This is a genomic window from Ruegeria sp. YTSC199, from assembly GCF_059609725.1.
The window spans coordinates 1-24,957 of record NZ_JBXWMF010000033.1 but is presented as its reverse complement, the minus strand read 5'-3'; the positions used below and the strand labels follow the sequence as shown (position 1 = coordinate 24,957).

Annotated in this window: 26 protein-coding genes; 14 read left to right on the top strand and 12 right to left on the bottom strand. The window is 57.8% G+C overall.

Annotated elements, in window-relative coordinates; all coding sequences use genetic code 11:
* Window positions 1–153: 153 nt before the first annotated feature.
* Together clpA and gloB are read right to left on the bottom strand one after the other, a co-directional pair.
* Window positions 154–2,478 (bottom strand): ATP-dependent Clp protease ATP-binding subunit ClpA, encoded by a 2,325-nt coding sequence (gene clpA / locus AC2FEE_RS22355; protein ID WP_496867606.1) that lies wholly within the window; start codon window positions 2,476–2,478, stop codon window positions 154–156.
* 166 nt (window positions 2,479–2,644) lie between these two features.
* Window positions 2,645–3,412 carry a hydroxyacylglutathione hydrolase gene (gene gloB / locus AC2FEE_RS22350; protein ID WP_496867605.1) on the bottom strand — a complete coding sequence of 256 codons (768 nt, stop codon included), beginning with the start codon at window positions 3,410–3,412 and terminating at the stop codon, window positions 2,645–2,647.
* Between the two features lie 61 nt (window positions 3,413–3,473).
* On the opposite strand from gloB, the gene AC2FEE_RS22345 reads away from it, so the two are divergent.
* From AC2FEE_RS22345 to AC2FEE_RS22315, 7 genes are all read left to right on the top strand, one after another.
* Complete coding sequence (locus AC2FEE_RS22345; protein ID WP_496867603.1) at window positions 3,474–4,208, top strand: methyltransferase domain-containing protein; 735 nt, start codon at window positions 3,474–3,476, stop codon at window positions 4,206–4,208.
* 303 nt (window positions 4,209–4,511) lie between these two features.
* Window positions 4,512–5,072 carry a F0F1 ATP synthase subunit delta gene (locus AC2FEE_RS22340; RefSeq protein WP_496867602.1) on the top strand — a complete coding sequence of 187 codons (561 nt, stop codon included), beginning with the start codon at window positions 4,512–4,514 and terminating at the stop codon, window positions 5,070–5,072.
* Window positions 5,073–6,611, top strand: coding sequence for a F0F1 ATP synthase subunit alpha (gene atpA, locus AC2FEE_RS22335; protein ID WP_480590301.1), 1,539 nt, complete (start codon window positions 5,073–5,075; stop codon window positions 6,609–6,611).
* Window positions 6,612–6,626: 15 nt separating this feature from the next.
* Entirely contained in the window at window positions 6,627–7,502 is an 876-nt protein-coding gene (locus AC2FEE_RS22330) for a F0F1 ATP synthase subunit gamma (RefSeq protein ID WP_496867601.1), read from the top strand.
* 20 nt (window positions 7,503–7,522) lie between these two features.
* A complete protein-coding gene (gene atpD / locus AC2FEE_RS22325) occupies window positions 7,523–8,947 on the top strand; it encodes a F0F1 ATP synthase subunit beta (RefSeq protein ID WP_496867599.1) in 1,425 nt (474 codons plus the stop codon).
* Between the two features lie 12 nt (window positions 8,948–8,959).
* On the top strand, window positions 8,960–9,370 hold the full coding sequence (locus AC2FEE_RS22320; RefSeq protein WP_496867598.1) for a F0F1 ATP synthase subunit epsilon: 411 nt from the start codon (window positions 8,960–8,962) through the stop codon (window positions 9,368–9,370).
* A 117-nt stretch (window positions 9,371–9,487) separates the two neighbouring features.
* Window positions 9,488–9,838 carry an H-type lectin domain-containing protein gene (locus AC2FEE_RS22315; protein WP_496867597.1) on the top strand — a complete coding sequence of 117 codons (351 nt, stop codon included), beginning with the start codon at window positions 9,488–9,490 and terminating at the stop codon, window positions 9,836–9,838.
* A 1,047-nt stretch (window positions 9,839–10,885) separates the two neighbouring features.
* On the opposite strand, the gene rpiB is transcribed toward AC2FEE_RS22315, so the two are convergent.
* Together rpiB and AC2FEE_RS22305 are read right to left on the bottom strand one after the other, a co-directional pair.
* Window positions 10,886–11,335, bottom strand: coding sequence for a ribose 5-phosphate isomerase B (gene rpiB, locus AC2FEE_RS22310; RefSeq protein ID WP_496867595.1), 450 nt, complete (start codon window positions 11,333–11,335; stop codon window positions 10,886–10,888).
* A gap of 66 nt (window positions 11,336–11,401) precedes the next feature.
* Window positions 11,402–12,424, bottom strand: coding sequence for a ribose-phosphate pyrophosphokinase (locus tag AC2FEE_RS22305; RefSeq protein ID WP_496867594.1), 1,023 nt, complete (start codon window positions 12,422–12,424; stop codon window positions 11,402–11,404).
* A gap of 108 nt (window positions 12,425–12,532) precedes the next feature.
* Here AC2FEE_RS22305 and AC2FEE_RS22300 point away from each other — a divergent pair, with 108 nt between their 5' ends.
* Window positions 12,533–13,135 carry a 2-hydroxychromene-2-carboxylate isomerase gene (locus AC2FEE_RS22300; protein ID WP_496867593.1) on the top strand — a complete coding sequence of 201 codons (603 nt, stop codon included), beginning with the start codon at window positions 12,533–12,535 and terminating at the stop codon, window positions 13,133–13,135.
* On the top strand, window positions 13,132–13,941 hold the full coding sequence (locus tag AC2FEE_RS22295; RefSeq protein ID WP_496867592.1) for an alpha/beta fold hydrolase: 810 nt from the start codon (window positions 13,132–13,134) through the stop codon (window positions 13,939–13,941). Before AC2FEE_RS22300 ends, AC2FEE_RS22295 begins: the two co-directional genes overlap by 4 nt.
* Here the strand turns inward: AC2FEE_RS22295 and AC2FEE_RS22290 are convergent.
* From AC2FEE_RS22290 to AC2FEE_RS22280, 3 genes are read right to left on the bottom strand one after another with little or no spacing between them, the layout of a single operon-like run.
* The gene (locus AC2FEE_RS22290) at window positions 13,938–14,972 is read right to left on the bottom strand and encodes a threonine aldolase family protein (protein WP_496867590.1); all 1,035 of its coding nucleotides are present in this window, start codon (window positions 14,970–14,972) and stop codon (window positions 13,938–13,940) included. The genes AC2FEE_RS22295 and AC2FEE_RS22290 overlap by 4 nt on opposite strands.
* Window positions 14,972–15,445: a YcgN family cysteine cluster protein gene (locus AC2FEE_RS22285; RefSeq protein ID WP_496867589.1), complete on the bottom strand. Its 474-nt coding sequence runs from the start codon at window positions 15,443–15,445 to the stop codon at window positions 14,972–14,974. The genes AC2FEE_RS22290 and AC2FEE_RS22285 overlap by 1 nt, the downstream gene beginning before the upstream one ends.
* On the bottom strand, window positions 15,442–16,374 hold the full coding sequence (locus AC2FEE_RS22280) for a bifunctional riboflavin kinase/FAD synthetase (RefSeq protein ID WP_496867587.1): 933 nt from the start codon (window positions 16,372–16,374) through the stop codon (window positions 15,442–15,444). The genes AC2FEE_RS22285 and AC2FEE_RS22280 overlap by 4 nt, the downstream gene beginning before the upstream one ends.
* Before the next feature lie 262 nt (window positions 16,375–16,636).
* Between AC2FEE_RS22280 and AC2FEE_RS22275 the strand changes: the two genes are divergently transcribed.
* Window positions 16,637–17,218 (top strand): methylenetetrahydrofolate reductase C-terminal domain-containing protein, encoded by a 582-nt coding sequence (locus AC2FEE_RS22275; RefSeq protein WP_496867586.1) that lies wholly within the window; start codon window positions 16,637–16,639, stop codon window positions 17,216–17,218.
* Window positions 17,215–18,204, top strand: a complete 990-nt coding sequence (locus AC2FEE_RS22270; RefSeq protein WP_496867584.1) for a methylenetetrahydrofolate reductase — start codon at window positions 17,215–17,217, stop codon at window positions 18,202–18,204. The genes AC2FEE_RS22275 and AC2FEE_RS22270 overlap by 4 nt, the downstream gene beginning before the upstream one ends.
* An 81-nt stretch (window positions 18,205–18,285) precedes the next feature.
* On the opposite strand, the gene AC2FEE_RS22265 is transcribed toward AC2FEE_RS22270, so the two are convergent.
* The 5 genes from AC2FEE_RS22265 to AC2FEE_RS22245 form a co-directional block, all read right to left on the bottom strand.
* Window positions 18,286–18,729, bottom strand: coding sequence for a MaoC family dehydratase (locus tag AC2FEE_RS22265; RefSeq protein WP_170325944.1), 444 nt, complete (start codon window positions 18,727–18,729; stop codon window positions 18,286–18,288).
* 100 nt (window positions 18,730–18,829) lie between these two features.
* Window positions 18,830–19,705 carry an HAD family hydrolase gene (locus tag AC2FEE_RS22260; protein WP_496867583.1) on the bottom strand — a complete coding sequence of 292 codons (876 nt, stop codon included), beginning with the start codon at window positions 19,703–19,705 and terminating at the stop codon, window positions 18,830–18,832.
* Window positions 19,706–19,807: 102 nt separating this feature from the next.
* On the bottom strand, window positions 19,808–20,884 hold the full coding sequence (locus AC2FEE_RS22255) for a DUF389 domain-containing protein (RefSeq protein WP_496867582.1): 1,077 nt from the start codon (window positions 20,882–20,884) through the stop codon (window positions 19,808–19,810).
* A 127-nt stretch (window positions 20,885–21,011) separates the two neighbouring features.
* Complete coding sequence (locus AC2FEE_RS22250) at window positions 21,012–21,932, bottom strand: manganese-dependent inorganic pyrophosphatase (RefSeq protein WP_496867580.1); 921 nt, start codon at window positions 21,930–21,932, stop codon at window positions 21,012–21,014.
* A 111-nt stretch (window positions 21,933–22,043) separates the two neighbouring features.
* On the bottom strand, window positions 22,044–23,024 hold the full coding sequence (locus tag AC2FEE_RS22245; RefSeq protein WP_496867579.1) for a TraB/GumN family protein: 981 nt from the start codon (window positions 23,022–23,024) through the stop codon (window positions 22,044–22,046).
* 124 nt (window positions 23,025–23,148) lie between these two features.
* On the opposite strand from AC2FEE_RS22245, the gene AC2FEE_RS22240 reads away from it, so the two are divergent.
* The 3 genes from AC2FEE_RS22240 to AC2FEE_RS22230 all read left to right on the top strand — a co-directional run.
* Window positions 23,149–23,823, top strand: a complete 675-nt coding sequence (locus tag AC2FEE_RS22240) for a DUF2161 domain-containing phosphodiesterase (RefSeq protein ID WP_496867577.1) — start codon at window positions 23,149–23,151, stop codon at window positions 23,821–23,823.
* A 152-nt stretch (window positions 23,824–23,975) separates the two neighbouring features.
* Entirely contained in the window at window positions 23,976–24,263 is a 288-nt protein-coding gene (groES, locus tag AC2FEE_RS22235) for a co-chaperone GroES (RefSeq protein ID WP_039523824.1), read from the top strand.
* 53 nt (window positions 24,264–24,316) lie between these two features.
* Window positions 24,317–24,957, top strand: a 641-nt coding sequence (locus AC2FEE_RS22230; RefSeq protein WP_496867576.1) for a TCP-1/cpn60 chaperonin family protein, incomplete at its 3' end; no start/stop codon positions are given.

The window sequence follows — 24,957 nt, the reverse complement described above, 5'->3', positions numbered from 1 at the left end:
AATCCCCTTTTCGGATTAACTGTGAAGTTAAAACGAATGGGCGGAGCGTTTCCGTCGGGAAGTCAGGGCCAAAACACCGACTGAGCAAAAATGAAATCGCCCGGTTGAAGAACCAACCGGGCGATTTGCTTCTGTAATGTGTCGGTTTTGACGTCAATCCGCCGTCAGCAGTGGCGGTTTGTCGCCCGGAATGCGTGGCTGATCCGGGCCGAAGATTTCCAGGTTCAACTCGCCCTTCTTGACCGAGACACGGACCACACCTCCCTTTGCCAGCTTGCCGAACAGCAACTCTTCGGCCAGAGGCTTCTTGATGTGCTCCTGGATCACGCGGCCCAGCGGACGCGCGCCCATCTTGTCGTCATAACCCTTATCGGCCAGCCATTCGGCGGCCTTGGGCGTCAGGTCGATGGTCACGTTGCGGTCCAGCAGTTGCGCCTCAAGCTGCAGCACGAACTTCTCGACCACCTGCAGGATGACCTCTTTCGGCAGCGGCGCGAAGGAGATCACGGCGTCCAGACGGTTGCGGAATTCCGGCGTGAACATGCGTTCGATCGCGGCGGTGTCTTCACCTTCGCGACGGTCACGGGCAAAGCCGATGGCAGCCTTGGCCTGTTCCTGCGCGCCCGCGTTCGAGGTCATGATCAGCACAACGTTGCGGAAATTCACTGTCCGCCCGTTGTGATCGGTCAGTTCACCGTGGTCCATAACCTGCAACAGGATGTTGAACACGTCCGGGTGAGCTTTTTCGATCTCATCCAGCAACAGCACGCAATGCGGATGCTGGTCGACGCCGTCGGTCAGCAGACCGCCCTGATCGAACCCGACATAACCCGGAGGCGCACCGATCAGGCGGGATACCGCGTGTTTCTCCATGTATTCAGACATGTCGAACCGCAGCAGTTCCACGCCCAGTGTATCTGCCAACTGTTTCGCCACTTCGGTCTTACCCACGCCAGTTGGGCCGGCGAACAGGTAGTTGCCGATTGGTTTTTCAGGCTCACGCAGACCGGCACGGGCCAATTTTATCGCGCTGGACAGGGCGTCGATGGCCTCGTCCTGCCCAAAGACCACCCGTTTCAGCGAGGCTTCGAGGTCTTTCAGAACCTCGGCATCGTCCTTGGTGACGTTCTTGGGCGGAATGCGCGCGATTTTGGCGACAACCGCCTCGATCTCTTTGACGCCGATGGTTTTGCGACGCTTGCTTTCCGCGACCAGATGCTGTGCGGCACCGGCCTCATCGATCACGTCAATCGCCTTGTCGGGCAGTTTGCGGTCATTGATGTAACGCGCCGACAGTTCGACGGCGGTTTTGATCGCATCTGCGGTGTATTTGATCTCGTGATGCTTTTCGAAATAGGGCTTGAGACCGCGCAGGATTTTCACGCTGTCTTCGACCGAAGGTTCATTCACGTCGATCTTCTGGAACCGTCGGCTCAGCGCGCGGTCCTTTTCGAAATGCTGACGGAACTCTTTATACGTGGTCGATCCCATAGTGCGCAGCTTGCCGCCCTGCAGGGCAGGTTTCAGCAGGTTCGACGCATCCATCGCGCCACCAGAAGTGGCACCGGCACCGATCACGGTATGAATTTCGTCAATGAACAGCACCGCGTCGGGGTGGTCTTCCAGCTCTGTCACGACCGCCTTCAGGCGTTCCTCGAAATCGCCGCGATACCGGGTGCCCGCCAACAGCGCGCCCATGTCCAGCGAAAAGATGGTGGTATTAGACAGCACATCAGGCGCTTCGCCACCCACGATTTTGTGCGCCAAACCTTCAGCGATAGCAGTTTTGCCCACACCCGGATCACCCACCAGAAGCGGATTGTTCTTGCGGCGGCGGCACAACACCTGAATGCAACGTTCAACCTCATCAGCACGGCCGATCAGCGGGTCTACATCGCCCGCCCGTGATTTGGCGTTCAGATCAATGCAGAATTTTCCAAGCGCGCTCTCCTTCTGGTCGCCTTCGCCCGCGGTAGACTGAACTTCTTCCTCGACCTGATCGGCGCCGGAAACCGAGCGGTTTTCGCCATACGCAGGGTCTTTGGCCACACCGTGTGCGATGAAGTTCACCGCATCATAGCGGGTCATGTCCTGTTCCTGCAGGAAATAGGCTGCATTGCTTTCGCGTTCGGCAAAGATGGCGACCAGGACGTTGGCGCCGGTCACTTCAGTCCGGCCCGAACTTTGCACGTGGATCGCGGCGCGTTGGATCACGCGCTGGAACGCGGCTGTCGGTACGGCCTCTGAGCCGTCGATATCTGTGACCAGATTGGACAGGTCTTCGTCAATGAATTCGACCAGAGTGCTGCGCAGTTCGTCCAGATCGACGCTGCAGGCTTTCATGACGCGTATGGCATCAGGTTCCTCTAGTAGCGCCAGCAGCAGATGCTCCAGCGTTGCGAATTCATGTCGCCGCTCATTCGCGGCCGCCAAGGCCGCGTGAATGGCTTGTTCTAATGTGCTCGAGAATGAAGGCACGCGGGTGCTCCTCTGTCTTGGGTCGGAGGGGGGCGGCTATGGCCCCAATCCAACCATGTCCTCATACTATTAGAGTTTGGTTGATCGTGGCCCGGCTTCAAGGGTTTTCTTTCTCTTGACAGTCACATTTAACGTGACCGTGTCCGAGAAGAGGGCGAAATAGGCACTAGAAGCGGTCTTTTCTAGCCCGAATCTCGGCAAAAACCTCAGCGGGGTCGGCATTTCCCATCCCCAAATGTGCCTGAATCGCCGGATCAGTGGCGCGCAGAAACGGATTTGTAGCCTTTTCCAACGCCAGAGTCGACGGAACAGTGGGTTGTCCTGCTGCGCGGGCAGCATCAATATCAGCTTTGCGTTGCTGCAGTGCGGCATTGTCCGGATCGACGGTAACAGCGAATTTAGCGTTGGACTGCGTGTATTCGTGGCCAGAGCAAACGAGAGTGTTTTCGGGCAGGGTGGCAAGTTTGCTGAGGGACGCCCACATTTGCGGTGCAGTCCCCTCGAACAGGCGGCCGCAGCCAAGGGCCATAAGGCTGTCAGCGGTGAAAACCACAGAGCTTTTTGGCATATAATAGGCTACATGCCCGACCGTGTGACCGGAAACGTCCAGTACCTGAACCGGCTCGCCTCCGATCTCGAAAGTGTCGCCGTCCGAGACCTGCTGGTCCAGCGGGGGCAGGCGATGGGCGTCGGCAGCTGCGCCAACAACCTTGGCGGGGTTCTTTTCCAGAATTGCGGGTAGACCATCGACGTGATCGAAATGGTGGTGTGTCAGCAGCACATGACTAAGCTTCCAACCGCGCTTGTCCAATTCGGCCAGAATCGGACCGGATTCGGGTGCGTCAACAAGGGCGGTCTGGCCACTGGCAGCGTCATGCGCCAGAAAAGCGTAGTTATCACTGAGACATGGGATGGTGACGATCTCAAGAGGCATGGCCTTTTGCCCTTTCGTTGCTAGACTGCGCTCAGCTAAGCCGATTGACCGGGTGTCCGCAATGCATCTTGATGTTCAGGATCTGAGGAACTTCTACTACCGCAGCACATTGGGCCGGGCGGCGCAGGCGGCTATTCGGGGCCGGTTGACCGAGATATGGCCCGAAGCCAAGGGGCAGACTGTGGTGGGCTTCGGCTTTGCAGTGCCATTGCTGCGCCCCTATCTGGCCGACGCGCGGCGGGTAATCGGCCTGATGCCTGGGCCACAGGGGGTGATGCCGTGGCCTGCGGGGATGTCCAACGTGTCAGTTCTGACCGAGGAAACCTTGTGGCCGGTCGAAACCGGCCATGTGGACAAGCTGGTGGTGCTGCATGGGCTTGAGACTTCGAGCCGTCCCAGTGAATTGCTCGACGAATGCTGGCGTGTTCTTGGCCCGGGGGGGCGGGCTTTGTTCGTTGTGCCGAACCGGGCGGGGTTGTGGTCGCGGACGGACCGGACACCGTTCGGGTTCGGGCGGCCGTACTCGGCGTCGCAGCTCGAGAGCCAGTTGAAAGAGCACCATTTTCTTCCTGAAAGCCACTGTTCCGCCTTGTATATGCCGCCGTCCTTTCGCCGGTTTTGGCTGAAATCGGGCAGTCTGATCGAGAAAACCGGGCAGCGCTTACCCACGGTCATGGCCGGTGGTGTTCTGATGGTTGAGGTGACCAAACATATCCGCCCGCCCAGCGGTAGCGTCTCAAAGGACACTGAGCGGCGCCCCATCAAGGCACTGGATGGCTTGTTAAAGCCCGCGTGACCGCCCATTCGCCATGAGAGCGTAAAAATCGCGGGAAAAAAGTCACAGGAATCGCAAAAATTTGCATATTCGTAACATTTTTCACCTGACCTTGGGGGTTCAAACCGTCGCACTTGGTGTAAGGTGTTGAAAAGTAATGTTTTGTGGATAATTCCGTTACCGCTATAGTATATTGCTTGGTTGGTTCGGCTCTGCTACATCCCCGGTGATTTTGATCCCCGCCCTACATGGACGGGGTTTCCTCACGCCCCAAGGTAGCGGCCGCTACTCAAAATCGGGGCCTCAAATATCGGAAGGGTGGACGTGTCCGAACCAGCTTCGATTTCCACAGGCATCGCCGAGCGCTATGCCACCGCAATCTTTGAGATTGCGAAAGAGAACAATGACCTTGCAGGTCTGGAATCCGGCATCAATGATCTGGCTGCAGCCTTGGGCGAAAGCGCCGAGTTGCGCGACCTGATCGCATCTCCGCTGGTTTCGCGTTCCGAACAAGAAGGCGCAATCACCGCAGTTGCCGACAAGATGGGATTGCACGCCATCCTGCGCAACACGCTGGGTCTGATGGCGCAAAAGCGCCGCCTGTTCGTCGTACCGCAATTGGTTCAGGTTCTTCGCGACATGCTGGCCGAAGAGCGTGGCGAAGTGACCGCAGATGTTGCGTCGGCCAAGGCGCTGACAAAGACGCAAATGGAAAAACTGTCCAAGACGCTGTCCGAGCGTGTGGGCAAGACCGTGACAATCAATGCGACCGTTGATGAAAGCCTCATCGGCGGTCTTGTCGTTAAAGTGGGCTCGAAGATGATCGACAGTTCGATCCGTTCGAAGCTCAACTCCCTACAGAATGCAATGAAAGAGGTCGGATAAATGGGAATCCAAGCTGCAGAGATTTCTGCAATCCTGAAGGACCAGATCAAGAATTTTGGTCAGGAAGCCGAAGTGGCCGAGATCGGCCGCGTGCTGAGCGTTGGTGACGGGATTGCCCGTGTATACGGCCTGGACAATGTGCAAGCCGGTGAGATGGTCGAATTCCCCGGCGGCATCATGGGCATGGCGCTGAACCTGGAAAGCGACAACGTGGGCGTTGTTATCTTCGGGTCCGACCGTGACATCAAAGAAGGTGACACCGTCAAGCGCACCAACTCGATCGTGGACGTTCCGATCGGTGACGAACTGCTGGGTCGTGTTGTAGACGGTCTGGGCAACCCGCTGGACGGCAAGGGCCCGATTAACGCAACCAAGCGTGGCGTTGCAGACGTCAAAGCGCCCGGCATCATCCCGCGTAAATCGGTTCACGAACCGATGGCAACCGGACTGAAGTCAGTTGACGCGATGATCCCGATTGGCCGTGGCCAGCGTGAGCTGATCATCGGTGACCGTCAGACCGGCAAAACCGCCGTTGCGCTGGATGCGATCCTGAACCAGAAGACCTACAACGACGCAGCAGGCGACGACGAGTCGAAGAAACTGTACTGCGTTTACGTTGCGATCGGTCAAAAGCGTTCGACCGTTGCGCAGCTGGTGAAGAAATTGGAAGAATCCGGCGCGATTGATTACTCGATCGTTGTTGCCGCGACCGCGTCCGACCCGGCGCCGATGCAGTTCCTGGCACCCTATGCCGCGACCGCGATGGCCGAATACTTCCGTGACAACGGCCGCCACGCACTGATCATCTATGATGACCTGTCGAAACAGGCTGTGTCCTATCGTCAGATGTCGCTGCTGCTGCGCCGTCCGCCCGGACGTGAAGCTTATCCGGGTGACGTTTTCTACCTCCACTCCCGCCTGCTGGAGCGTTCGGCGAAGCTGAACGAAGACTTCGGTGCAGGATCGCTGACCGCTCTGCCGGTCATCGAAACTCAGGGTGGTGACGTTTCGGCGTTTATTCCGACCAACGTGATTTCGATCACCGACGGTCAGATCTTCCTTGAAACCGAACTGTTCTATCAGGGCATCCGTCCTGCCGTGAACACCGGTCTGTCGGTTTCGCGTGTGGGCTCCTCGGCTCAGACCAACTCGATGAAATCGGTTGCTGGTCCGGTGAAACTGGAACTGGCTCAGTACCGCGAAATGGCTGCGTTTGCGCAGTTCGGATCCGATCTTGACGCTGCGACCCAGCAGCTGCTGAACCGTGGTGCACGTCTGACCGAGCTGATGAAACAGCCGCAGTACTCGCCGCTGACCAACGCCGAAATCGTCTGCGTCATCTTCGCCGGTACCAACGGTTACCTCGATAAGATTGATGTGTCCGACGTTGGCCGGTACGAAGCTGGCCTGCTGGCGCACCTGCGTGGCAAGCACGCAGATCTGCTTCAGTGGATCACGGACGAAGATCCCAAGATCAAGGGTGACGCTTCCGACAAGATCAAGGCTGCGATTGACGAATACGCCGCAACCTTCGCTTAAGGGAGAGGCGGGCATATGCCAAATCTTAAGGACCTTAAAAACAGGATCGAGTCGGTCAAATCGACCCGCAAGATCACCAAGGCCATGCAGATGGTCGCGGCTGCAAAACTGCGCCGCGCCCAGGAGTCTGCCGAAGCCTCGCGTCCCTATGCCGAGCGGTTCAATGCCGTGATGGCCGGGCTGGCGGCGTCGGTCGGGGGCAGCGACAGCGCCCCCAAACTGCTCCGTGGTACGGGTAGTGATGATGTCCATCTGCTGGTTGTCATGACAGCTGAACGCGGCCTGTGCGGCGGCTTCAACTCGAACATCGCCAAGCTGGCCCGTGTCAAAGCGGAAGAGCTGCGCCTGAAAGGTAAGACGGTCAAGGTTCTGACTGTCGGCAAGAAAGGCCGCGACGCGCTTAAGCGTGATCTTGGCGATCTGTTCGTTGGACATATCGACCTGAGCGAAGTCAAGCGCCTGGGTTACTCCAACGCGCAAGACATCGCGAAGGACATCCTGTCCCGCTTTGACCTGGGTGAGTTCGACGTTGCCACGATCTTCTATTCGAAGTTTGTCAACGTGGTGACCCAGATCCCAACGGCACAGCAGGTCATCCCCGCCTCGTTCGAGGACACCGAGGGGGACGACAGCGGTGCCATCTTCGACTACGAGCCCAGCGAAGAGGCCATCCTGGCCGATTTGTTGCCCAAGGGGGTTGCGACCGCGATCTTCTCGGCTCTGCTCGAAAACGGCGCGTCTGAACAGGGTGCACGGATGTCCGCGATGGACAACGCGACACGCAACGCGGGTGAGATGATCGACAAGTTGACGATCCAGTTCAACCGCTCGCGTCAGGCCGTGATCACCAACGAGCTGATTGAAATTATTTCCGGCGCCGAAGCGCTGTAGAGACAAACCGGAGACGAAACATGGCGAATGCAAAAGGCAAAGTCACACAGATCATCGGGGCCGTCGTCGACGTGCACTTCGAAGATCAGCTGCCTGAAATTCTGAACGCGCTGGAAACCACCAACAACGGCAAACGCCTGGTGTTGGAAGTTGCTCAGCACCTGGGTGAAAACACTGTCCGCACCATCGCGATGGACGCGACCGAAGGTCTGGTCCGTGGCGAAGAAGTGAGCGACACCGGCGCACCGATCTCGGTTCCGGTTGGCAACGCCACTCTGGGCCGCATCCTGAACGTGGTTGGTGAGCCGATCGACGAAAAAGGTCCGGTTGAGGCAACTGAGGCGCGCGCCATTCACCAGCCTGCACCGACCTTTGATGAACAGTCGACGGAGTCGGAAGTTCTGGTGACCGGCATCAAGGTTGTTGACCTGCTGGCCCCTTACGCCAAAGGCGGTAAAATCGGCCTGTTCGGCGGTGCCGGCGTTGGTAAAACCGTTTTGATCATGGAACTGATCAACAACATCGCAAAAGTGCACTCGGGCTTCTCGGTGTTCGCGGGTGTTGGTGAACGGACCCGTGAAGGGAACGACCTGTACCACGAGATGATCGAATCGAACGTTATTAAACCGGACAACCTGTCGGAATCGCAGGTGGCCCTGGTTTACGGTCAGATGAACGAACCTCCGGGAGCACGTGCACGTGTTGCTCTGACCGGTCTGACCCTGGCCGAGCAGTTCCGCGACCAGTCCGGTACCGACGTTCTGTTCTTCGTCGACAACATCTTCCGCTTCACGCAGGCGGGCTCCGAGGTTTCGGCTCTGCTGGGTCGTATTCCTTCGGCGGTGGGCTACCAGCCGACGCTGGCCACCGACATGGGCGCTCTGCAGGAACGCATCACCTCGACCAAGTCGGGCTCGATCACATCCGTGCAAGCGATCTACGTGCCTGCGGATGACCTTACCGACCCTGCGCCGGCAACCTCGTTTGCCCACCTGGACGCGACTACCGTTCTTAACCGTGCGATCTCGGAAAAGGGTATCTACCCGGCCGTTGACCCGCTCGACTCGACCTCGCGTTTGCTCGACCCGGCCATCGTTGGTGAAGAGCACTACAAGGTTGCCACCGACGTTCAGCAGATCCTCCAGCGCTACAAGTCGCTGCAGGACATCATCGCCATCCTCGGCATGGACGAACTGTCGGAAGAGGACAAACTGACCGTGGCCCGTGCCCGTAAGATCGAACGCTTCCTGTCGCAGCCGTTCGACGTGGCCGAAGTCTTCACCGGTTCGCCGGGCGTTCAGGTTGCTCTGGATGTTACCATCGCGTCGTTCAAGGCCGTTGTGGCCGGTGAATACGACCACCTGCCCGAAGCAGCCTTCCTGATGGTTGGCGGCATCGACGATGTGGTCGCCAAAGCGGAGAAGATGGCCGCAGAAGCCGCCTAAGGAGCACACCTGATGGCAAACACGATGCAATTCGACCTCGTCAGCCCTGAGCGGAGCCTTGCTTCGCTCAGCGTGACGGCGGTCCAGATTCCCGGCGCGGACGGGGACATGACGGCGATGCCCGACCATGCCCCCACTATCACCACGCTGCGCCCCGGTCTGCTAAAGGTTGAGGCACCCGAAGGAGCCAGCGAATACCTGGTCACCGGCGGGTTTGCCCAGATCAACGGCGATAGCCTGTCGGTTCTGGCCGAAAAGGCAATTCCGGTGACCGAGGTGACCCGGTCGCATTTGGACGACCTGATCGCCGAGGCGCGTGCCTCGCACGAAGTGGCAAAGAACGGCGACGATCAGAGTATCGTCGATGACGCCGCCAAGCTGCTGGCCGACATGGAAGCCCTTGGAACGCATATGAGCCTATAAGGCTTACGCAATTCTGATCAATGGAAACGGCCCTGCATTCGCGGGGCCGTTTTTTTGTCGTGGTTTTTGCAGAAGCCCCGGGATAAGGTTTCGGAATTGTAAGATAAAGACGATGGAATGAAGACTTTTCGAACCCACCCAATTGGTATCGACCAAGGCGAGGCAGTGCTGTTTTCCGAATTCGCCGACGGTGGCGAGATGTGGACGGGCGAAGGCCCGCGCGAGCGGCGGAAACCCATCACCTTCAATCAGCCTTTCCGGTCAGAGCCGGTGGTTCAAATCGGCGTGTCGCTGTGGGATGTAGATACCTCTTCGGCCTTGCGGGCCGAAGTGACGGCCGAGGATATTTCCCCCGAGGGATTCACCGCCGTGTTCCGCACGTGGTCCGATACACGAATTGCCCGGATACGGGCCACGTGGACTGCCATCGGTGAGGTCGCGCACGAGGATGACTGGGATATTTCCTAAAGGTTTGCGTCAAACGCATGGTGACGGCTCTGTCTTCTTGTGATGAAAACTCATAGCAACGCGGACAGGATTAACTCTATTTCACGGACTCCCATCCCCGTTTTTTGAATGGTCAAATAGGTCGCCAAGGCACCAATCAGGAAGCAGGCGGGTACCCGAATGAGCGCATATCCACGCAGAAATATGCCAACGAACCCGACGAGAAACGAAAGAATAAGTAGAAAAACCGAGACCACAGACACGCCCTCGACAACTTGATGCGCGGTCTCCGTTGGAATTTTCGAGACCCTGTGCGCTAACAACAGGCTGGCACATGAGCCAACACCGAAAATTAGGCCTGTAGTAGAGCTAAGTGTTCGCGCTTTTCTTGAAGCATTTCGGGCTGGTCGTTCACCGAGTCCTGTAATCCGGGGTGCAGTGCTGTTGCGTGTAGCCCGTTTTTTGGAAAATGCGCACAGCAGAACAATGCAGACGGTCAGAAAAAAGGTCACACCGAATAGTGCCGAAGCGACTATGAACCCGACACCAGTGCTGTCACGGACCACTTAGTGATTTTCGTTTAGGTGTTTGACGATAAAAAACCCATCCTCATCAAGAATGCACCGATACAAACAACGATGAGGTTTGGCTTTTTTTGTCGCGTGTGTCGGGTTGGTTTGCGGTCCGCCATACAAAACTGGCTGGGATTTCCCGGAATTGGCGTTGATGCGTTGAATGCGTTCTTGAAAGTTTGCGTTGGAAATTTGGTGAATTCATTGAGCTTCGTAATCTATTTCGCCGTGCTGCATGAATGTGAAGACAATTGGTCGAGAACTAACGGTTTTCAGAAATTGATATCCCGCCCGACGCACCCTTAGCTTGTCGTTGAAAGTGGGTATGGGAATTGAAAGAGTGATCGGTTTTCACCGCTGCTCAATCTTTCGCCAAAGCCGGGTGTAGTGGATCGGCGTCTTGGGTTCAGGTCAAGCAGGGATGGATGTCGGAGGCACGCTATTGAGCAGAAAAGTTGAAGTCTGCTCAGCTTTGAATGGGCTTTGGGCGGAAACTCTAGCTAATTTCCGCCTCAATCATGTCCACTCGCGTCGCGTGCCGGCCGCCTTCGAACTTGGCGGTCAGGAAAGCGTCGACGATGTCCAGCGCCTGACCGTCCCCCACTACACGCGCGCCGATCGACAACATGTTTGCATTGTTGTGCTGGCGGATCATCCGAGCCGAGAACGCGTCCGAGCAGACGCCACAGCGGATGCCGGGTACTTTGTTTGCCGCCATCATGATGCCCTGTCCGGTGCCACACAGAACAATCCCCAGTTCACAGTCACCCGAAGCAACGGCCTGCGCCGCGGCTTTGCCGTGTTTGGGGTAATGCGTGCTTTCGGGAGTGGTTGGTCCGATATCCAGCACCTCCCAGCCTTTCGCCGCGATATGGGTGGCAACGGCCTGGCGCAGGTCGATGGCTGCGTGGTCGCTTGAAAGAACGATGCGTTTTGAGGCTGTCACGGAAACGTCCTGCCTTGATTGGTTGTCGGGAATGCAATAGGGCGGCTGTTAGGCCGCCCGTTTCTGTCAGTCCATATTATGGTACATGGATTCATAGATCGGCGTCAGGGTTTTGTCCTCGAACAGGGACGACACGCTTGTACCGTTCCAGATGTTCAGGATTGCCTGGGTAAAGATCGGCGCGGTCGGGACGACGCGTATGTTCTTGGCCTTGGTGACCTCTTTGGTAGGTTGGATCGTGTCAGTCAGCACCAGAGATTTCATCACCGAGTTTGTTACACGCTCGACCGCGGGGCCGCTCATGACGCCGTGAGTGATGTAGGAGTGCACCTCCTTCGCGCCGTTGTCCAACAGCACCTGCGCCGCTTTGCAAAGCGTACCGGCTGTGTCGCACATGTCGTCCACGATCAGGCAGATCTTGTCTTTCACGTCTCCGATCACGGTCATCTCAGCCACTTCACCAGCTTTTTCGCGGCGTTTGTCCACGATGGACAGGGGGGCGTTGATCCGCTTGGCAAGCTCGCGTGCGCGCGCCACACCGCCCACGTCGGGCGAGACGACCATCAGTTCATCCAGGTTGTCCTTGAACTGATGCTTCACATCCAGCGCAAAAATCGGAGAAGCATAGAGGTTGTCGACCGGCATGTCGAAGAAACCCTGAATTTGGGCGGCGTGCAGGTCCATGGTCAGAATCCGCTCGATCCCGGCACCGGTCAGCATGTTGGCGACCAGCTTGGCACTGATCGGTGTGCGGGCCTTGGTGCGGCGATCCTGACGGGCATAACCGAAATAGGGGATCACGGCGGTGATCCGTTGGGCCGAAGACCGGCGCAGTGCGTCGGCGATGATCAGCAACTCCATCAGATTGTCATTGGCCGGGTTCGAAGTCGGCTGGACAATGAACATATCCTCACCGCGCACGTTTTCGAACACTTCGACGAAAATCTCGCCGTCGTTGAACCGCTCGACCCGCGCGTCGACCAGACCCTGATCAACACCGCGATAAAGGCTCATACGGCGAGCAATGGATTCGGCAAGCGGAAGATTGGCGTTCCCAGCGATAAGCTTGGGTTCGTTGAGTGTCGGCATCGGCTGAGGTCCCCGGGCAGCAATGGCAAATGTGACAGATTCGTGATGTTGACACCGCTTAGCATGGCCTTACCGTCCAGCAAAGATAACGCAGCGGAGAAAGTGAACATGGCCCAGATTGACTACTATTTTGCGACAATTTCGCCATTCACATATTTGGCAGGCGGGCGACTGGAGGAGGTCGCGGCCAAGCATGGGGCAACGATCAACTATAAACCGCTGGACATTATGGCGCTGTTCGGGCGCACGGGTGGGACGCCGCCGAGAGATCGGCATATTTCGCGCATCGAATACCGTAAGCAGGAGCTGCTGCGGCAGTCGAAAGCTCTGGGCATGGATTTCAATCTGCAGCCCGCGCATTGGCCGACCAATATGGCACCGTCATCCTATGCGGTGATTGCGGCGGTGAAGGATGAATCCGGGGATGTGGGCAAGCTGGTTCATTCTTTCTTGCGCGCCTGCTGGGCCGAAGAAAAGGATATTGCACAGGATGACGTGATCCGCGATTGCCTGTCGCAAGCCGGATTTGATCCGAACCTTGCCGACAGTGGCCTGCTGGTTGGGGCCGAGACCTATGCCGCCAATCTGGAAGAGGCCGTAGACCGCGGTGTCTTTGGCGCGCCGTTCTACATCACCGAGGATGGTCAGAGGTTCTGGGGGCAGGATCGGCTGGACGATCTGGATCGGCACCTGGCTGAGGTGAAAAGGTGAAGGATCTGTCACCGGTTCATGTCAGAACCCTGGGGCAGGGCGCGCGAAAGGTGCTGGCCCTGCACTGCACCATTGCGCATTCCGGCGCGTGGTCGGGTCTGGCAATGGCGCTTGACGATGAGGCAACCCTGATCGCCCCCGACATGCTGTCGCATGGCCGCAGCCCGGATTGGGACGGGCAGGGGGATTATTTTGACCTCGCCACCCAGTTTGCTGCCGCTCAGCTGACCGAACCGATGGACGTGATCGGCCATTCCTTCGGCGGCATGGTTGCTTTGCGCCTTGCGCTTGAGCATCCCAACCTGATCCGCAGCGCCGTGTTGATCGAACCGGTGTTCTTTGCTGTTGCTAAACAGGATGCGCCCGAGTTGGTTGCGAAACATGACCACGAGGCGCAGCCCTACCTTGATGCTCTGACCGCCAGAGACATGGCGTTAGCCGCGCGCCTGTTCAACAGGATGTGGAGTACCGATGACAGCCCCCGCTGGCCGGACCTGCCCGAGCGCACCCGCGCCGCGATGGCGCGGGGCGTGCACGTTGTTGCTGCGGTGGAAAACGTACTGTTTCAGGATCAGAAGGGGTTGTTGACCCCCGGCGTTCTGGACCGCGCGACCATGCCGGTTCAGATTATCAGCGGATCAAGGACGCACCCGGTGATGCCTGCGATTGGCCAGGGGCTGCAGCAGCGGCTGCCCAGCTCATCCTGCGCCGTGGTTGAGGGCGCAGGGCATATGGTGCCGATTTCACATCCGCAAGATGTGGCTCGATTGGTGCAGAAGTTCTGGCAAGACGCCCGCGACCGTTAAAGCAGGGAAAGAAACCGGTCGATTTCCTCGGCGCTGATGGACCAGTCGCAGACCAGGCGGCAGGCGAGTATTTCCTCGTCATCGGCCCCGTCCAGTTCCGCTCCCCACAGGTGATAGACGGCACCTGCTTCGTGCAGCTGTTTGTGCCGCCCCCGCGAGAACTGCGCGAAGATCATGTTCGCCTGCGGCTCGTGCAGGAACGAGGCGCCTTTAGCGCGCAATCCCTCGGCCAATCGGGCGCAGTTGGCATTGGCCTGACGGGCCGATTTCAACCACAGGTCATCCTGCAGATAGGCCGCCATTTGCGCCGACAGATAGCGATGCTTGGAAAACAGATGCGCGCCGCGTTTACGGCGCAGTTCGAATTCCCAGGCTTTGGCTTCATCGAAGAAAACAACCGCCTCGACCCCCATCAGCCCGTTCTTGGTGCCACCAAAACTGACCGAGTCCACACCCGCCTTCCACGTCATCTCGGCTGGAGAGCAGTTCAGCGCCACCAGCGCGTTGGTGAAGCGCGCGCCGTCCAGATGTACGGGCAAGCCATATTCCTTGGCCACACCACACAGCGCCTGCAATTCACCCAAAGAATAAACCGAGCCACGCTCGGTCACCTGTGTGATCGAAACAGGCCCACGTTGCGGACCGTGCACGCCGCGTGTTTCCTCGGCCAGAATCGCGCCGCGCAGCGCCTCGGGATTCATCTTGTCACCGCCCGGTACCAGGGTCAGCTTGGCTCCGCTGTAGAATTCCGGTGCGTTGCACTCATCTTCGTGGATATGCGCCACCGGCGAGCAGAAGACAGTATCCCACGGGTTTGCCAGCGTCGCCAGCGCCAGCGAATTCGCCGCCGTCCCGGTCGCCACCAGATAGACCGCGGCGCCCGGAGCTTCAAAGATCCCGCGAATGCGATCGCGCACTTCGTTCATCTGCGTGTCAGCACCATAGGCCATCTGAAAGCCTTGATTTGCCGCGTTTAAGGCGACCATGACCTGCGGGTGAACCGGCCCGGAATTATCTGAGGCGAAATACATCAACTGGGCTCCTCGATGATATAGTCTTCCCACTCTTCAAGTGGCGTTTCGAACTCGGACACTGTGCGCCCCTGAACCGACATTCCGGCGGCGTGTACGCTGTCGGGCGTACCAGATATCAAAGGGTGCCAATCGTAAAGAGGTTTCCCCTCCCACAGCAGCCGGTAAGCGCAGGTCTGCGGCAGCCAATAGGCGTGGTCGTCGATATTGCCGGGCTTCATCACGATACATTCGGGCACGAACTGGTGGCGGATGTCGTATTGGGTGCAGCGGCAGCTTTCGTCATCCAGCAGGCGACAAGCGACGCAGGTCAGCGCAACCTCGCCGGTGTCCTCGTCCTCCAGCTTGTTCAGGCAGCACTTGCCGCAGCCGTCGCACAGCGCTTCCCATTCGCGCTGGTTCATCTTGGTCAGCGGCTTGCGTTCCCAAAAGCGGGGGCTGAGGTCGTTGCGATCAATGGGATCGGCGGTCATAGCGCCGCCAGAATGCTGCGGGCCTTGTCGCAATCGGCACTCATCTGAGTAATGAGGCCTTCCAGCCCGTCGAATTTCATCTCTGGCCGCAAGTATTCAACCAGTCCGACCGACAGGGTCGCGCCGTAGAGGTCACCCGAGAAATCGAACAGGAAAGTTTCGATATTGGGGACTTCGCCTTGAAACATCGGCCGCGTTCCAACCGAGGCCGCGCCGTGATAGCTGCCCTGATGGGGTCCACCCAACACATCGACCAGCACCGCGTAGACACCGAATTTCGGCGGGTGTAGCCCCTCGATGGACATGTTCGCCGTGGGGAACCCCAGTTCGCGGCCCCGCTGTTCGCCACCGATCACCTCGCCCTCGATCCGGTGCCAATGGCCCAGCATGGCGGCGGCATCCCGGGGGCGGCCTTCGGACAGGGCGGTGCGGATCGCCGTGGACGATACCACGTTCTCGGACCGCTCCATCAGCGGGGCAATGGTGACACCGAACCCCATCTCCTGCCCAAAACGGGCCATGTCATCCGCCGTACCGCTGCGGCCTTTGCCGAAACAGAAATCGGCCCCCACGACCACATGCGACAGGCCCAGCCCGTCGCAGATCACGTTGCGCGCGAATTCTTCCGGGGTCAGCCCGGCCAAGGCGGCATTGAAGGGCAATTCGTACAGTTTCCGCACCCCCAGCTTTTCCAGCCGGTGCGCACGGGCGTTCCCGCGCATCAGGCGAAAGGGTGCTGCGTCGGGTGCGAAATACTCGCGCGGGTGGGGCTCGAACGTCAATACACCCAAAGGAGCGTCTGGGGCGGCACTGCGCGCCAACTCGATCACCGACTGATGCCCGATATGGACGCCGTCAAAATTCCCGATCGCCACACTGGCACCGCGGTCCTGAGGCTCGATAAACTGAAAATCACGGATGATGCGCATAGGCGAGTGCGTAGCGTTGCGAGTCTATTTGTTCAAGCGGCAGTTTGGATTTGGAAGGCGCTACCCCACGAAAACGCCCAGAACTCAGCTATAGGCAGTAAGATGCAAGACGCTTCCTTAGGTATGCCGGGCTGCGTACCGACAACTTCTTGATTTAAAAAAAAACCTGAGTGTAGACTGAATGCCCGGTCCGCAGATTTCTCTGTGAAGCGGATCGAGGCCCGGCCAGGCTCTAGATGAGCCCAGCACAGGAGGCAAACCCATGTATCGATTGCGACTGTTCGCGATTCGCCATGCCCGCACGTTCGAGTGGATTTACAAATGTGTCGAACGTGGCATGGTTGCGATGGACCCGCTATTTGCAAAGATTGGCTATAACCGCGTCGAACGCCCAATTGCATTGGTCGAGAAAGGTGTGAAAACTCTTTTGTTCGACTGCAAAATGTGCGGGCAATGCGTGTTGTCATCCACTGGTATGTCCTGTCCGATGAATTGCCCAAAACAGCTGCGCAATGGTCCGTGTGGGGGCGTGCGTCCCGGCGAGTTCTGTGAGGTAAAACCCGACATGAAATGCGTCTGGGCGCTGGCTTGGGATGGGTCGAGCCGTATGCGCCACGGGGGTGACAAGATAAAAGAAGTCCTGCCGCCGGTAGAACATACGTTGCGAGGATCGTCATCCTGGTTGCGAGTCAGCCGGGAAATAGCGACTCAGGAACGCGAAGCCCGTGACGCCGCGCGGGTGACCCTGGCGCAGGCATTCCCGGAAGCGCGCGAGAATGAGCCCTCCGCGGCACCGTTGGCCGTCGAACCCCCCAATGCGGTGAACCGGGAACTAAATAAATGATTGATGCCCATCGCAATGAGGTCGAACCGATCGGCTATGTTCCGGTCCCCAAAGGGTATGTATCGCACAGTCGGCTAGAGAAGGTTTTGCGCTCAGGCCGTTTTGCAGTGACGGCAGAGTTAAATCCGCCCGATAGTGCCGACCCTGAGGACGTTTTTCAGGCCGCTCAGCCGCTTGGCGAAGTAGCTGACGCGATCAATGCAACCGATGCTTCGGGTGCCAATTGCCATATGTCTTCAATTGGAATCTGCGCGTTGCTGACGCGTGCAGGGTATTCGCCAGTCTATCAGATTTCCTGCAGGGACCGGAACCGGATCGCCATTCAGGGCGACGTTTTAGGAGCCGCTGCATTGGGGGTAAGCAACGTGCTGTGTCTGACCGGTGACGGTGTCGGCGTTGGAGATCAGCCGGGTGCAAAGCCGGTGTTTGATTTTGACTCCCTTACCTTGTTGCGCACAATCCGCACCATGCGCGACCAGGGAAAGTTTCTCTCTGGCCGCAAAATCACACGTCCCCCTCAACTATTTCTGGGAGCGGCGGAAAATCCTTGCATACCTCCCTTTGACTGGCGCCCGGATCGTTTGGCAAAGAAGGCAGACGCCGGGGCTGAGTATATTCAGACCAATTACATCTACGATATTCCGCTATTTGAGAGGTTCATGGCGCGGGTAAGGGATGCAGGGCTGGATAAGAGAGTTTTCCTTATTGCCGGTGTAGGTCCCATCGCTTCGGCACGCGCGGCACGTTGGATGCGCAGCAATGTGCCTGGCATTCACATTCCGGATCAGGTCATCGAGCGGATGGAAAAGGCTGAGAAGCCAGGTGAGGAAGGCAAAAAGATCTGTATCGAACTGATCCAGCAAATCCGGGATATTGCCGGAGTTTCAGGGGTCCATGTGATGGCCTACAGACGTGAACACGTGGTGTCAGAGATCATTCTGGAATCCGGTGCATTGAAGGGGCGCAAGCGAGCCCGCCAATCCTGACAACTGCACGCGCCTCGAGGCTAGCAACCAAATGACAAAAAGGCGCCTGCTGGGCGCCTTTTTCATGGGATGGTGCCGCAATCAGTCGAACTTGCGTGACGGGGCCAGCACCATGGCTTCGCCGATCAGAACTTTCTTACCGTCGACCGAGCAGTGGCAATCCAGTTTGACCCGACGCTTGGAAAAGTCGATGTCGATCACTTTGACCTCGGCATAGACCATGTCGCCGGGGCGGACAGGGGCCAGGAATTTCAGCGACTGACCCATGTAGACTGTGCCATGTCCCGGCAGCTGTTCCCCAATCACAGCCGAGATCAGACCAGCAGTCAGCATTCCGTGCGCGATGCGGCCCTCGAAGATCGTGTCGCGGGCGTAATCGTCGTCCAGATGCACCGGATTCCGGTCAGTGGAAACCTGAGCGAACATCTCGATGTCTTCGTCCGTCACTACTTTGCGCAAGTGACGGGTCATGCCCATTTCGATGTCTTCGATACAGATCGTGCCGCGCGGAAGATTGTCCAACATGTCGCCCTCACTTGATTCTTCAGGGCAACAAAACAACCAAAGCCACCCCAGTTCGGCAACTTTATTACTTCGCAGTCGCAGAAAATCAAGTCTTTTCTGACTATCTCAAACGACCGATTGTGAAGGTGGGATTGATGTTTTCCCTTGCGATATAAGCAGTTAGGGATTCTTGGTGTGGATGGTGCGACGTTTTTGTTTCAGCCGCGGCCAAGCCGCCAGAAATGAACAGAGAATCAATCCCCTCACCCATGCCGCCCAGAATGTCTGTGTGGGGGCCGTCTCCGATCACCAAAATGTCGCCGTCGGGTATATCGTGACCCAGTTCCTGCAACCGGCGTCGGGCCAGATCGTAGATTGGCGGATGCGGCTTGCCGAAATAGAGGCTTTCACCCCCCATCTCGGTGTAAAGCTTGGCCAGCGCTCCGGCGCACCATTCGCGCACCTCGCCTCGGTCGACCACGATATCGGGGTTGGCACAGAGCAGCTTCATGCCCTTTTGCTTGGCATAGAGGAAATCCGGACGGTTGACCGACGGGTCCGCCATCGGATCGAATGGGCCGCAGCAGACGATGCCTTCGGCCTCGTCCAGCGGGACTCGCTCGATGTAAATTGGGTGGTGCAGCAATTTCAGCGGTTCAAAGAACCCCGCATCACGTTGCCATTCCCCCATGAAATAGACCTTTTCGCCCACCGCGCCCCGAAACATCGCCGAGCGCGCCGAGTCGCCACTGGTGGCGATGGTGTCATAGGCATCAGCGGGCACGTTGAATTGCTTGAGTTGCACGGCCACTCCCGCGCGTGGTTTAGGAGAGTTCGTGACCAGCACCACAATCCCGCCCTTTGAGCGGTAAGCCTGCAAGGCGGCAACCGCCTCAGGGAAAGCTGTAATACCGTTATGAACGCAGCCCCAAAGATCGACAAACAGCGCCTTGTAACGGTCGGAAACTTCGGAAAGGGCGTGGATGATTTGGGTCATTGAAGGCCTCGGGGCGTGAATTGTGAAGGTGTGTCAGCTATCGCAAAGCTGGAGTGCTTTGACCATCCCGCAAAGGCGATTGCGGCTGAAATACAGTTCTCGTCAGTTTTCTTCTGTGATTTGGTCAACGTCCGGCGCTTGCTGGACGGTGTCGGTGCCCAGAATGATCTGCGCGCCGATCCGATTCTGAAACCTTACGACGACCAGATAACCCGGGCCCAGTTCCTCTCGCAGGACATTGACCAGAGGTGTTTCACGTAAACTCTGCGGTAGAAGTCCAACGGTTGAAGACACTTTGTAAGCTGCTTCGATCGGTAGGTCGACGATCAGCCAAATGTCGGCGTGCTTGCGTTTGGCATTCACGTCGACACGAACAATCTCGACCGAGACCGGGTCTGCCCAATCGCGGATGGTTTGAGCAAGCTGTGCTTCGGTCCGTGTTTCCAGATAACGGTTATACGTGGATTTACCCAGTTGCAGGACGACAAGGGTCAGAAAGCCCAGTGTCACGACCACGCTGGCGGTGAAGTTCAACTTGCGCCGTCCCTTGCTGAACGCCACAGAGCGCGCTGCGTACACAATATAGACTGCACAGGCAGACAGAATGATCGCACCCAAATTTGTAGCGAATAACAGTCCGGCCTCATAGGCTTCGGCGGGTTCACCGAAATAAAGCAGAACACCAGATGCCGACAGCGGCGGCACCAGCGACACACCGATAGCTGCGCCGGGCAGCAAGCTGGCTTCGGATCGGTTGACCTGAACGTACGCTCCCGCCACACCTGCAGCCAAGGCGACAATAAGGTCTTCAGTGCCAGGGTCTGTGCGTGCCAGTACCTGATCGGGGATAAGAATGCCGCGTGGAACATCTGCGATATAGACCAAACACCAGGCCAACAGAACACACAGTACGGCTGCCCAGCATACAATCAGGGCCAGGTTGAAAGCCCGGCGGAGCCATCCCATGACCATGGCAGCGGCTACGCCAAGAATGGGAGTCATCAACGGGGCCACAAGCATTGCTGCTATCACCACTGCGCCGGAATCGCGCAGCATACCCATCGTGGCAATCACGACAGACAGGGTCAGCAGCATGGCAAAGCGGCGCCAATAGGCTGCTTTATCGTTACCTTCGAACCTAAGGATGCTGCGTGTTATGCTTAACTTGCGCGTACTCATACGTTGTATTTGACCCGATACCTGTTGTTCCAACCAGATTAACAACGGAAGTGGTTTACGCAAATCTTGCACTGAAATGAAAAAAGGCGCCCGCTTGGGACGCCCTTACTTTGGAATGCTCCGATGATCAGACTTTGAGATTCGGAATGATCTGCTTTTTGCGGCTCATGACGCCGGGCAGAACAACGGCGTCGCCATCGACGGACGCGCCAAAGCTTTTCTCGGCCACACCTTTGACCAGATCGTTCGGCACCAGCAGGGTGGCTTCTTCGTTCAGGATGTCGACCACGAACAGAAGCACCTGATCAACGCTGTCTTCCTTGGCGACGTCCACCATCGAGTCGGCCAGGCTGGCCTTGCGGTCCAGCACGACGCCCGGCGCCGTTGTTTCCAGAACCGAGACGCGGAACTTGGTGCCGTCAACTTCGTATTCCTTGCTGTCCATACGGATCAGTTCGGCGTCAGAGAATGACGAGACATCCGATTTCGCCGCGAACATGTCGGCGGCATAGGCCGAGACGTCCAGACCCAGATCGGCGGCCAGTTTCTCGGCCACTTTGCGGTCATGCGCGGTGGTGGTGGGCGAACGGAATTCCAGCGTGTCCGACAGGATGCAGGTCAGTGCCGCGCCTTTGACGGCGTCGGGCATTTTGTCAGCATCGTCGCCCATCAGATCAACCATGATGGTCGCGGTGCAGGCCAACGGGCGCACGGTGATATCGATCGGGCCTTTGGTTTCCAGACCGCCGACCAGCTTGTGATGGTCGATAATGGCGCGGATGTCGGCGCTGTTGACGCTGGCGGGCAGCTCGGCAGGGTTGTTGGTGTCGACGATGACAACCGGCGCGTCTGCTTCGACGTCATCAATGATGCGTGGCTTGGGCAGGTCCCAGCGCTGCAGCATGAAGGCGGCTTCGGTGTTGGGCTCGCCCAGCAGAACGGGCTCGGCCTGTTCGCCTTTGACTTCGTTCAGGTACCACGACCACAGGATCGGCGAGCCTGTGGAATCGGTGTCGGGGGATTTATGGCCAAATACAAGAGTTGTCATGTCAGCGTCCTGAGAATGATAATTTTGCGCGCGTTATAGGGCTGTCCGCAGGGCTTGTCACCCGGCAGAGTTTACGCTGCGACGGTTGGTCTGACTTTCGCTGGTGTCAGATCAAAATGGTGCGCGGGTCAGGGTGTATCCGGCCTGTTGCAACTGGTTCAGCAAACCATGTGTGTCGCTCAGGTGACCCGCACCCACGGCAATCACTGCTGTCTGATCCTGAATGTTCAGAATAGGTTTCATCCAGTTGTTGTTGCGTTCGACCAGAAGTTGCTGTTCGAAGTCGCTCCATTCCTCGTCGAACACTTCGGGCGAAAGGCCTGAGAATTCGCGCCCCATGATGCGGGCCAGTTGCAGGGCCTGTGCGTGCTGTTCGTCGATATAGGCGTTAGTCATAGTCGCCATCTGATCTTCGCTGTTTTCGAAAGCACCTGCCATCCGGGCAAGCGATTGTGCCTGTTTTTCGATGGGATGGATGTCAAACATGGCCATCAGGTCTTCGATCCGCTCCAGCGAATGTTGCGGGATGCCCCGGTCTTTGGCCAGTGCGTTCAGACGGGCATCCATGCCGTGGTTGGCATCCGGATCCTCGATCATGCAAGGTGGGATGCTTAGCATCATGCTTAGGAACCAGGGCCGCATTTTCGCACCCATCCAGCCCGGTATTCCCCGCTCGGCCAGATTTGCGGACAGAGCGGTCCAATCTTCTTCTGGCAGGAGGTCAATCAGGGTAGGGCCGGACGTAATCATGATCGCGCTCGGGTCGGTGGCCAGTTTCTGCTCCCACGCTTTCATTTCGTCTTGGGTGACCTCGAAATAGAAGCCATCGGTTTTGCTGAGTGTCGGTGTCAGGCGTTCGACAATGGCGTCCATGCGCGGATCGTTGAGGTGCATGGTTCCGATCAGATGCAGAGTGGTGTCGCCCTTGGTTGCGATCCAGTGGTTGCCTTCGGGATAGGGGACACCTTCAAGGGCTTGTTCCAATTCCGCCCGGGCCGCAGGCGTCAGATCTGCCGTCAGATCACGCCCGTCGCAAGCGGCCTGAACCGTGACGGGCAGCAGAAGGCAGATCAGAAACAGGAACAGGCGCATTCGTATCATCCCGGTTGTGTCAATTCGATGCCGAGCTTGCCCCGGTGCCTAGCTTTGTGCAAGGCGGAACAGGGGCTTGCACGCGACCTCTGGCATTCTGTGGCAATTTGCCTAGCATGTGGTCATGGACCGCGAGCAGGATCTCTATCCCCCCATCAAGGCGCTGCTGGAGCGTCAGGGCTATACCGTCAAAGGCGAAGTTGGCGCGGCTGACATCGTCGCGGTGCGGGGCGGCGAGGCGCCTGTGATCGTGGAGCTCAAACTGCGGTTTACTCTGGCGTTGTTTCATCAGGCGATCACGCGGCTGAATGTGACCGACCAGGTTTATATCGGGGTTTGCAAGCCCAAAGGGCGCACGGCCCGGAGGGCGTTGAAGGACAACCTTGCCCTGTGTCGCCGTTTGGGTCTGGGGTTGATCACCGTGCGGACCGATGGCGCGGTCGAGGTGCAATGCGACCCCGGCCCTTATGCGCCGCGCAAGAACAAGGTTAAGGCCGCGCGCTTACTGCGCGAATTCGACCGGCTGGAAGGCGACCCCAATTCGGGTGGAGCGACCCGGCACGGCATTGTCACGGCATATCGCCAGGACGCTTTGAAATGTGCGGCTCTTCTGGCCGAATGCGGTGCCACCAAGGGGTCCGAGGTGGCCAAGGCGACCGGAGTGCGCACGGCTACGCGTCTGATGAGGGAAAACCATTATGGCTGGTTCGACAAGATCGATAAGGGCATTTACGCTCTGTCAGAGGCTGGCAGTGACGGGCTGAAACACTGGGCCTACAGCTGGGAAAACGCTGACTGAGGCGAATTGGCAAAAAAATCCATCACAGCTTGTTGACTCGAGGATTTGAACTCCCTAGCTATGCGTCGTTATCACTCTCTACCTTTGAGTGCTAACGCCTCGCCAGTCGGCGAGGGGAGGATAATAAACTTTGAGCCCAAGGAGCTGCAAAGATGGCATTGAAACCGCTTCATGACCGCGTGTTGGTTCGCCGTACCGAAAGCGAAGAGAAAACCGCAGGCGGCCTGATCATTCCCGACAGTGCAAAAGAAAAGCCCAGCGAAGGCGAAGTCGTCGCAACCGGCGAAGGCGCACGTAAGGACAGCGGCGAGCTGATCGCAATGGCTGTTAAAGCTGGCGACAAGATCCTGTTCGGCAAATGGTCGGGCACCGAGGTTCAGGTCAACGGCGAAGAGCTGCTGATGATGAAAGAAAGCGACATCATGGGGATCATCGAGTAAGCCGCGCGCTTCTCTGATCTTCATCTCAAACTAATTTCTCAAGGAGAAACGACATGGCTGCAAAGGACGTCAAGTTCGACACCGATGCCCGTAACCGTATGCTGGCAGGTGTGAACATCCTGGCCGATGCTGTTAAAGTGACCCTGGGCCCTAAAGGCCGCAACGTGGTTCTGGACAAATCCTTCGGCGCACCGCGCATCACCAAAGACGGTGTTTCGGTTGCCAAGGAAATCGAACTGGAAGACAAGTTCGAAAACATGGGCGCGCAAATGGTGAAAGAAGTCGCCAGCCGCACCAATGACGAAGCCGGCGACGGCACCACCACCGCAACTGTTCTGGCTCAGTCCATCGTCAAAGAAGGCCTGAAGCAGGTTGCTGCTGGCCTGAACCCGATGGACCTGAAGCGCGGCATCGACCTGGCAACTGCCAAGGTTGTTGAAGGTATCAAGTCGGCTTCGCGCGAAGTCAAAGACTCGGCTGAAGTTGCTCAGGTTGGCACCATCTCGGCCAATGGCGAAGCCGAAATCGGCCAGCAGATCGCAGACGCGATGCAGAAGGTTGGCAACGAAGGCGTTATCACCGTCGAAGAAAACAAAGGTCTGGAAACAGAGACCGATGTTGTCGAAGGTATGCAGTTCGACCGTGGCTACCTGTCGCCTTACTTCGTCACCAATGCTGACAAGATGATTGCAGA

Bases quoted from the DNA above. Each gene is read 5' to 3' on its own strand.
- gloB (WP_496867605.1), bottom strand. From the start codon at position 3,412: ATGCCTCTTGAGATCGTCACCATCCCATGTCTCAGTGATAACTACGCT.
- AC2FEE_RS22345 (WP_496867603.1), top strand. From the start codon at position 3,474: ATGCATCTTGATGTTCAGGATCTGAGGAACTTCTACTACCGCAGCACA.
- atpA (WP_480590301.1), top strand. From the start codon at position 5,073: ATGGGAATCCAAGCTGCAGAGATTTCTGCAATCCTGAAGGACCAGATC.
- AC2FEE_RS22330 (WP_496867601.1), top strand. From the start codon at position 6,627: ATGCCAAATCTTAAGGACCTTAAAAACAGGATCGAGTCGGTCAAATCG.
- atpD (WP_496867599.1), top strand. From the start codon at position 7,523: ATGGCGAATGCAAAAGGCAAAGTCACACAGATCATCGGGGCCGTCGTC.
- AC2FEE_RS22320 (WP_496867598.1), top strand. From the start codon at position 8,960: ATGGCAAACACGATGCAATTCGACCTCGTCAGCCCTGAGCGGAGCCTT.
- AC2FEE_RS22315 (WP_496867597.1), top strand. From the start codon at position 9,488: ATGAAGACTTTTCGAACCCACCCAATTGGTATCGACCAAGGCGAGGCA.
- AC2FEE_RS22305 (WP_496867594.1), bottom strand. From the start codon at position 12,424: ATGCCGACACTCAACGAACCCAAGCTTATCGCTGGGAACGCCAATCTT.
- AC2FEE_RS22300 (WP_496867593.1), top strand. From the start codon at position 12,533: ATGGCCCAGATTGACTACTATTTTGCGACAATTTCGCCATTCACATAT.
- AC2FEE_RS22290 (WP_496867590.1), bottom strand. From the start codon at position 14,972: ATGTATTTCGCCTCAGATAATTCCGGGCCGGTTCACCCGCAGGTCATG.
- AC2FEE_RS22285 (WP_496867589.1), bottom strand. From the start codon at position 15,445: ATGACCGCCGATCCCATTGATCGCAACGACCTCAGCCCCCGCTTTTGG.
- AC2FEE_RS22280 (WP_496867587.1), bottom strand. From the start codon at position 16,374: ATGCGCATCATCCGTGATTTTCAGTTTATCGAGCCTCAGGACCGCGGT.
- AC2FEE_RS22275 (WP_496867586.1), top strand. From the start codon at position 16,637: ATGTATCGATTGCGACTGTTCGCGATTCGCCATGCCCGCACGTTCGAG.
- AC2FEE_RS22270 (WP_496867584.1), top strand. From the start codon at position 17,215: ATGATTGATGCCCATCGCAATGAGGTCGAACCGATCGGCTATGTTCCG.
- AC2FEE_RS22265 (WP_170325944.1), bottom strand. From the start codon at position 18,729: ATGTTGGACAATCTTCCGCGCGGCACGATCTGTATCGAAGACATCGAA.
- AC2FEE_RS22260 (WP_496867583.1), bottom strand. From the start codon at position 19,705: ATGACCCAAATCATCCACGCCCTTTCCGAAGTTTCCGACCGTTACAAG.
- AC2FEE_RS22255 (WP_496867582.1), bottom strand. From the start codon at position 20,884: ATGAGTACGCGCAAGTTAAGCATAACACGCAGCATCCTTAGGTTCGAA.
- AC2FEE_RS22250 (WP_496867580.1), bottom strand. From the start codon at position 21,932: ATGACAACTCTTGTATTTGGCCATAAATCCCCCGACACCGATTCCACA.
- AC2FEE_RS22245 (WP_496867579.1), bottom strand. From the start codon at position 23,024: ATGCGCCTGTTCCTGTTTCTGATCTGCCTTCTGCTGCCCGTCACGGTT.
- AC2FEE_RS22240 (WP_496867577.1), top strand. From the start codon at position 23,149: ATGGACCGCGAGCAGGATCTCTATCCCCCCATCAAGGCGCTGCTGGAG.
- groES (WP_039523824.1), top strand. From the start codon at position 23,976: ATGGCATTGAAACCGCTTCATGACCGCGTGTTGGTTCGCCGTACCGAA.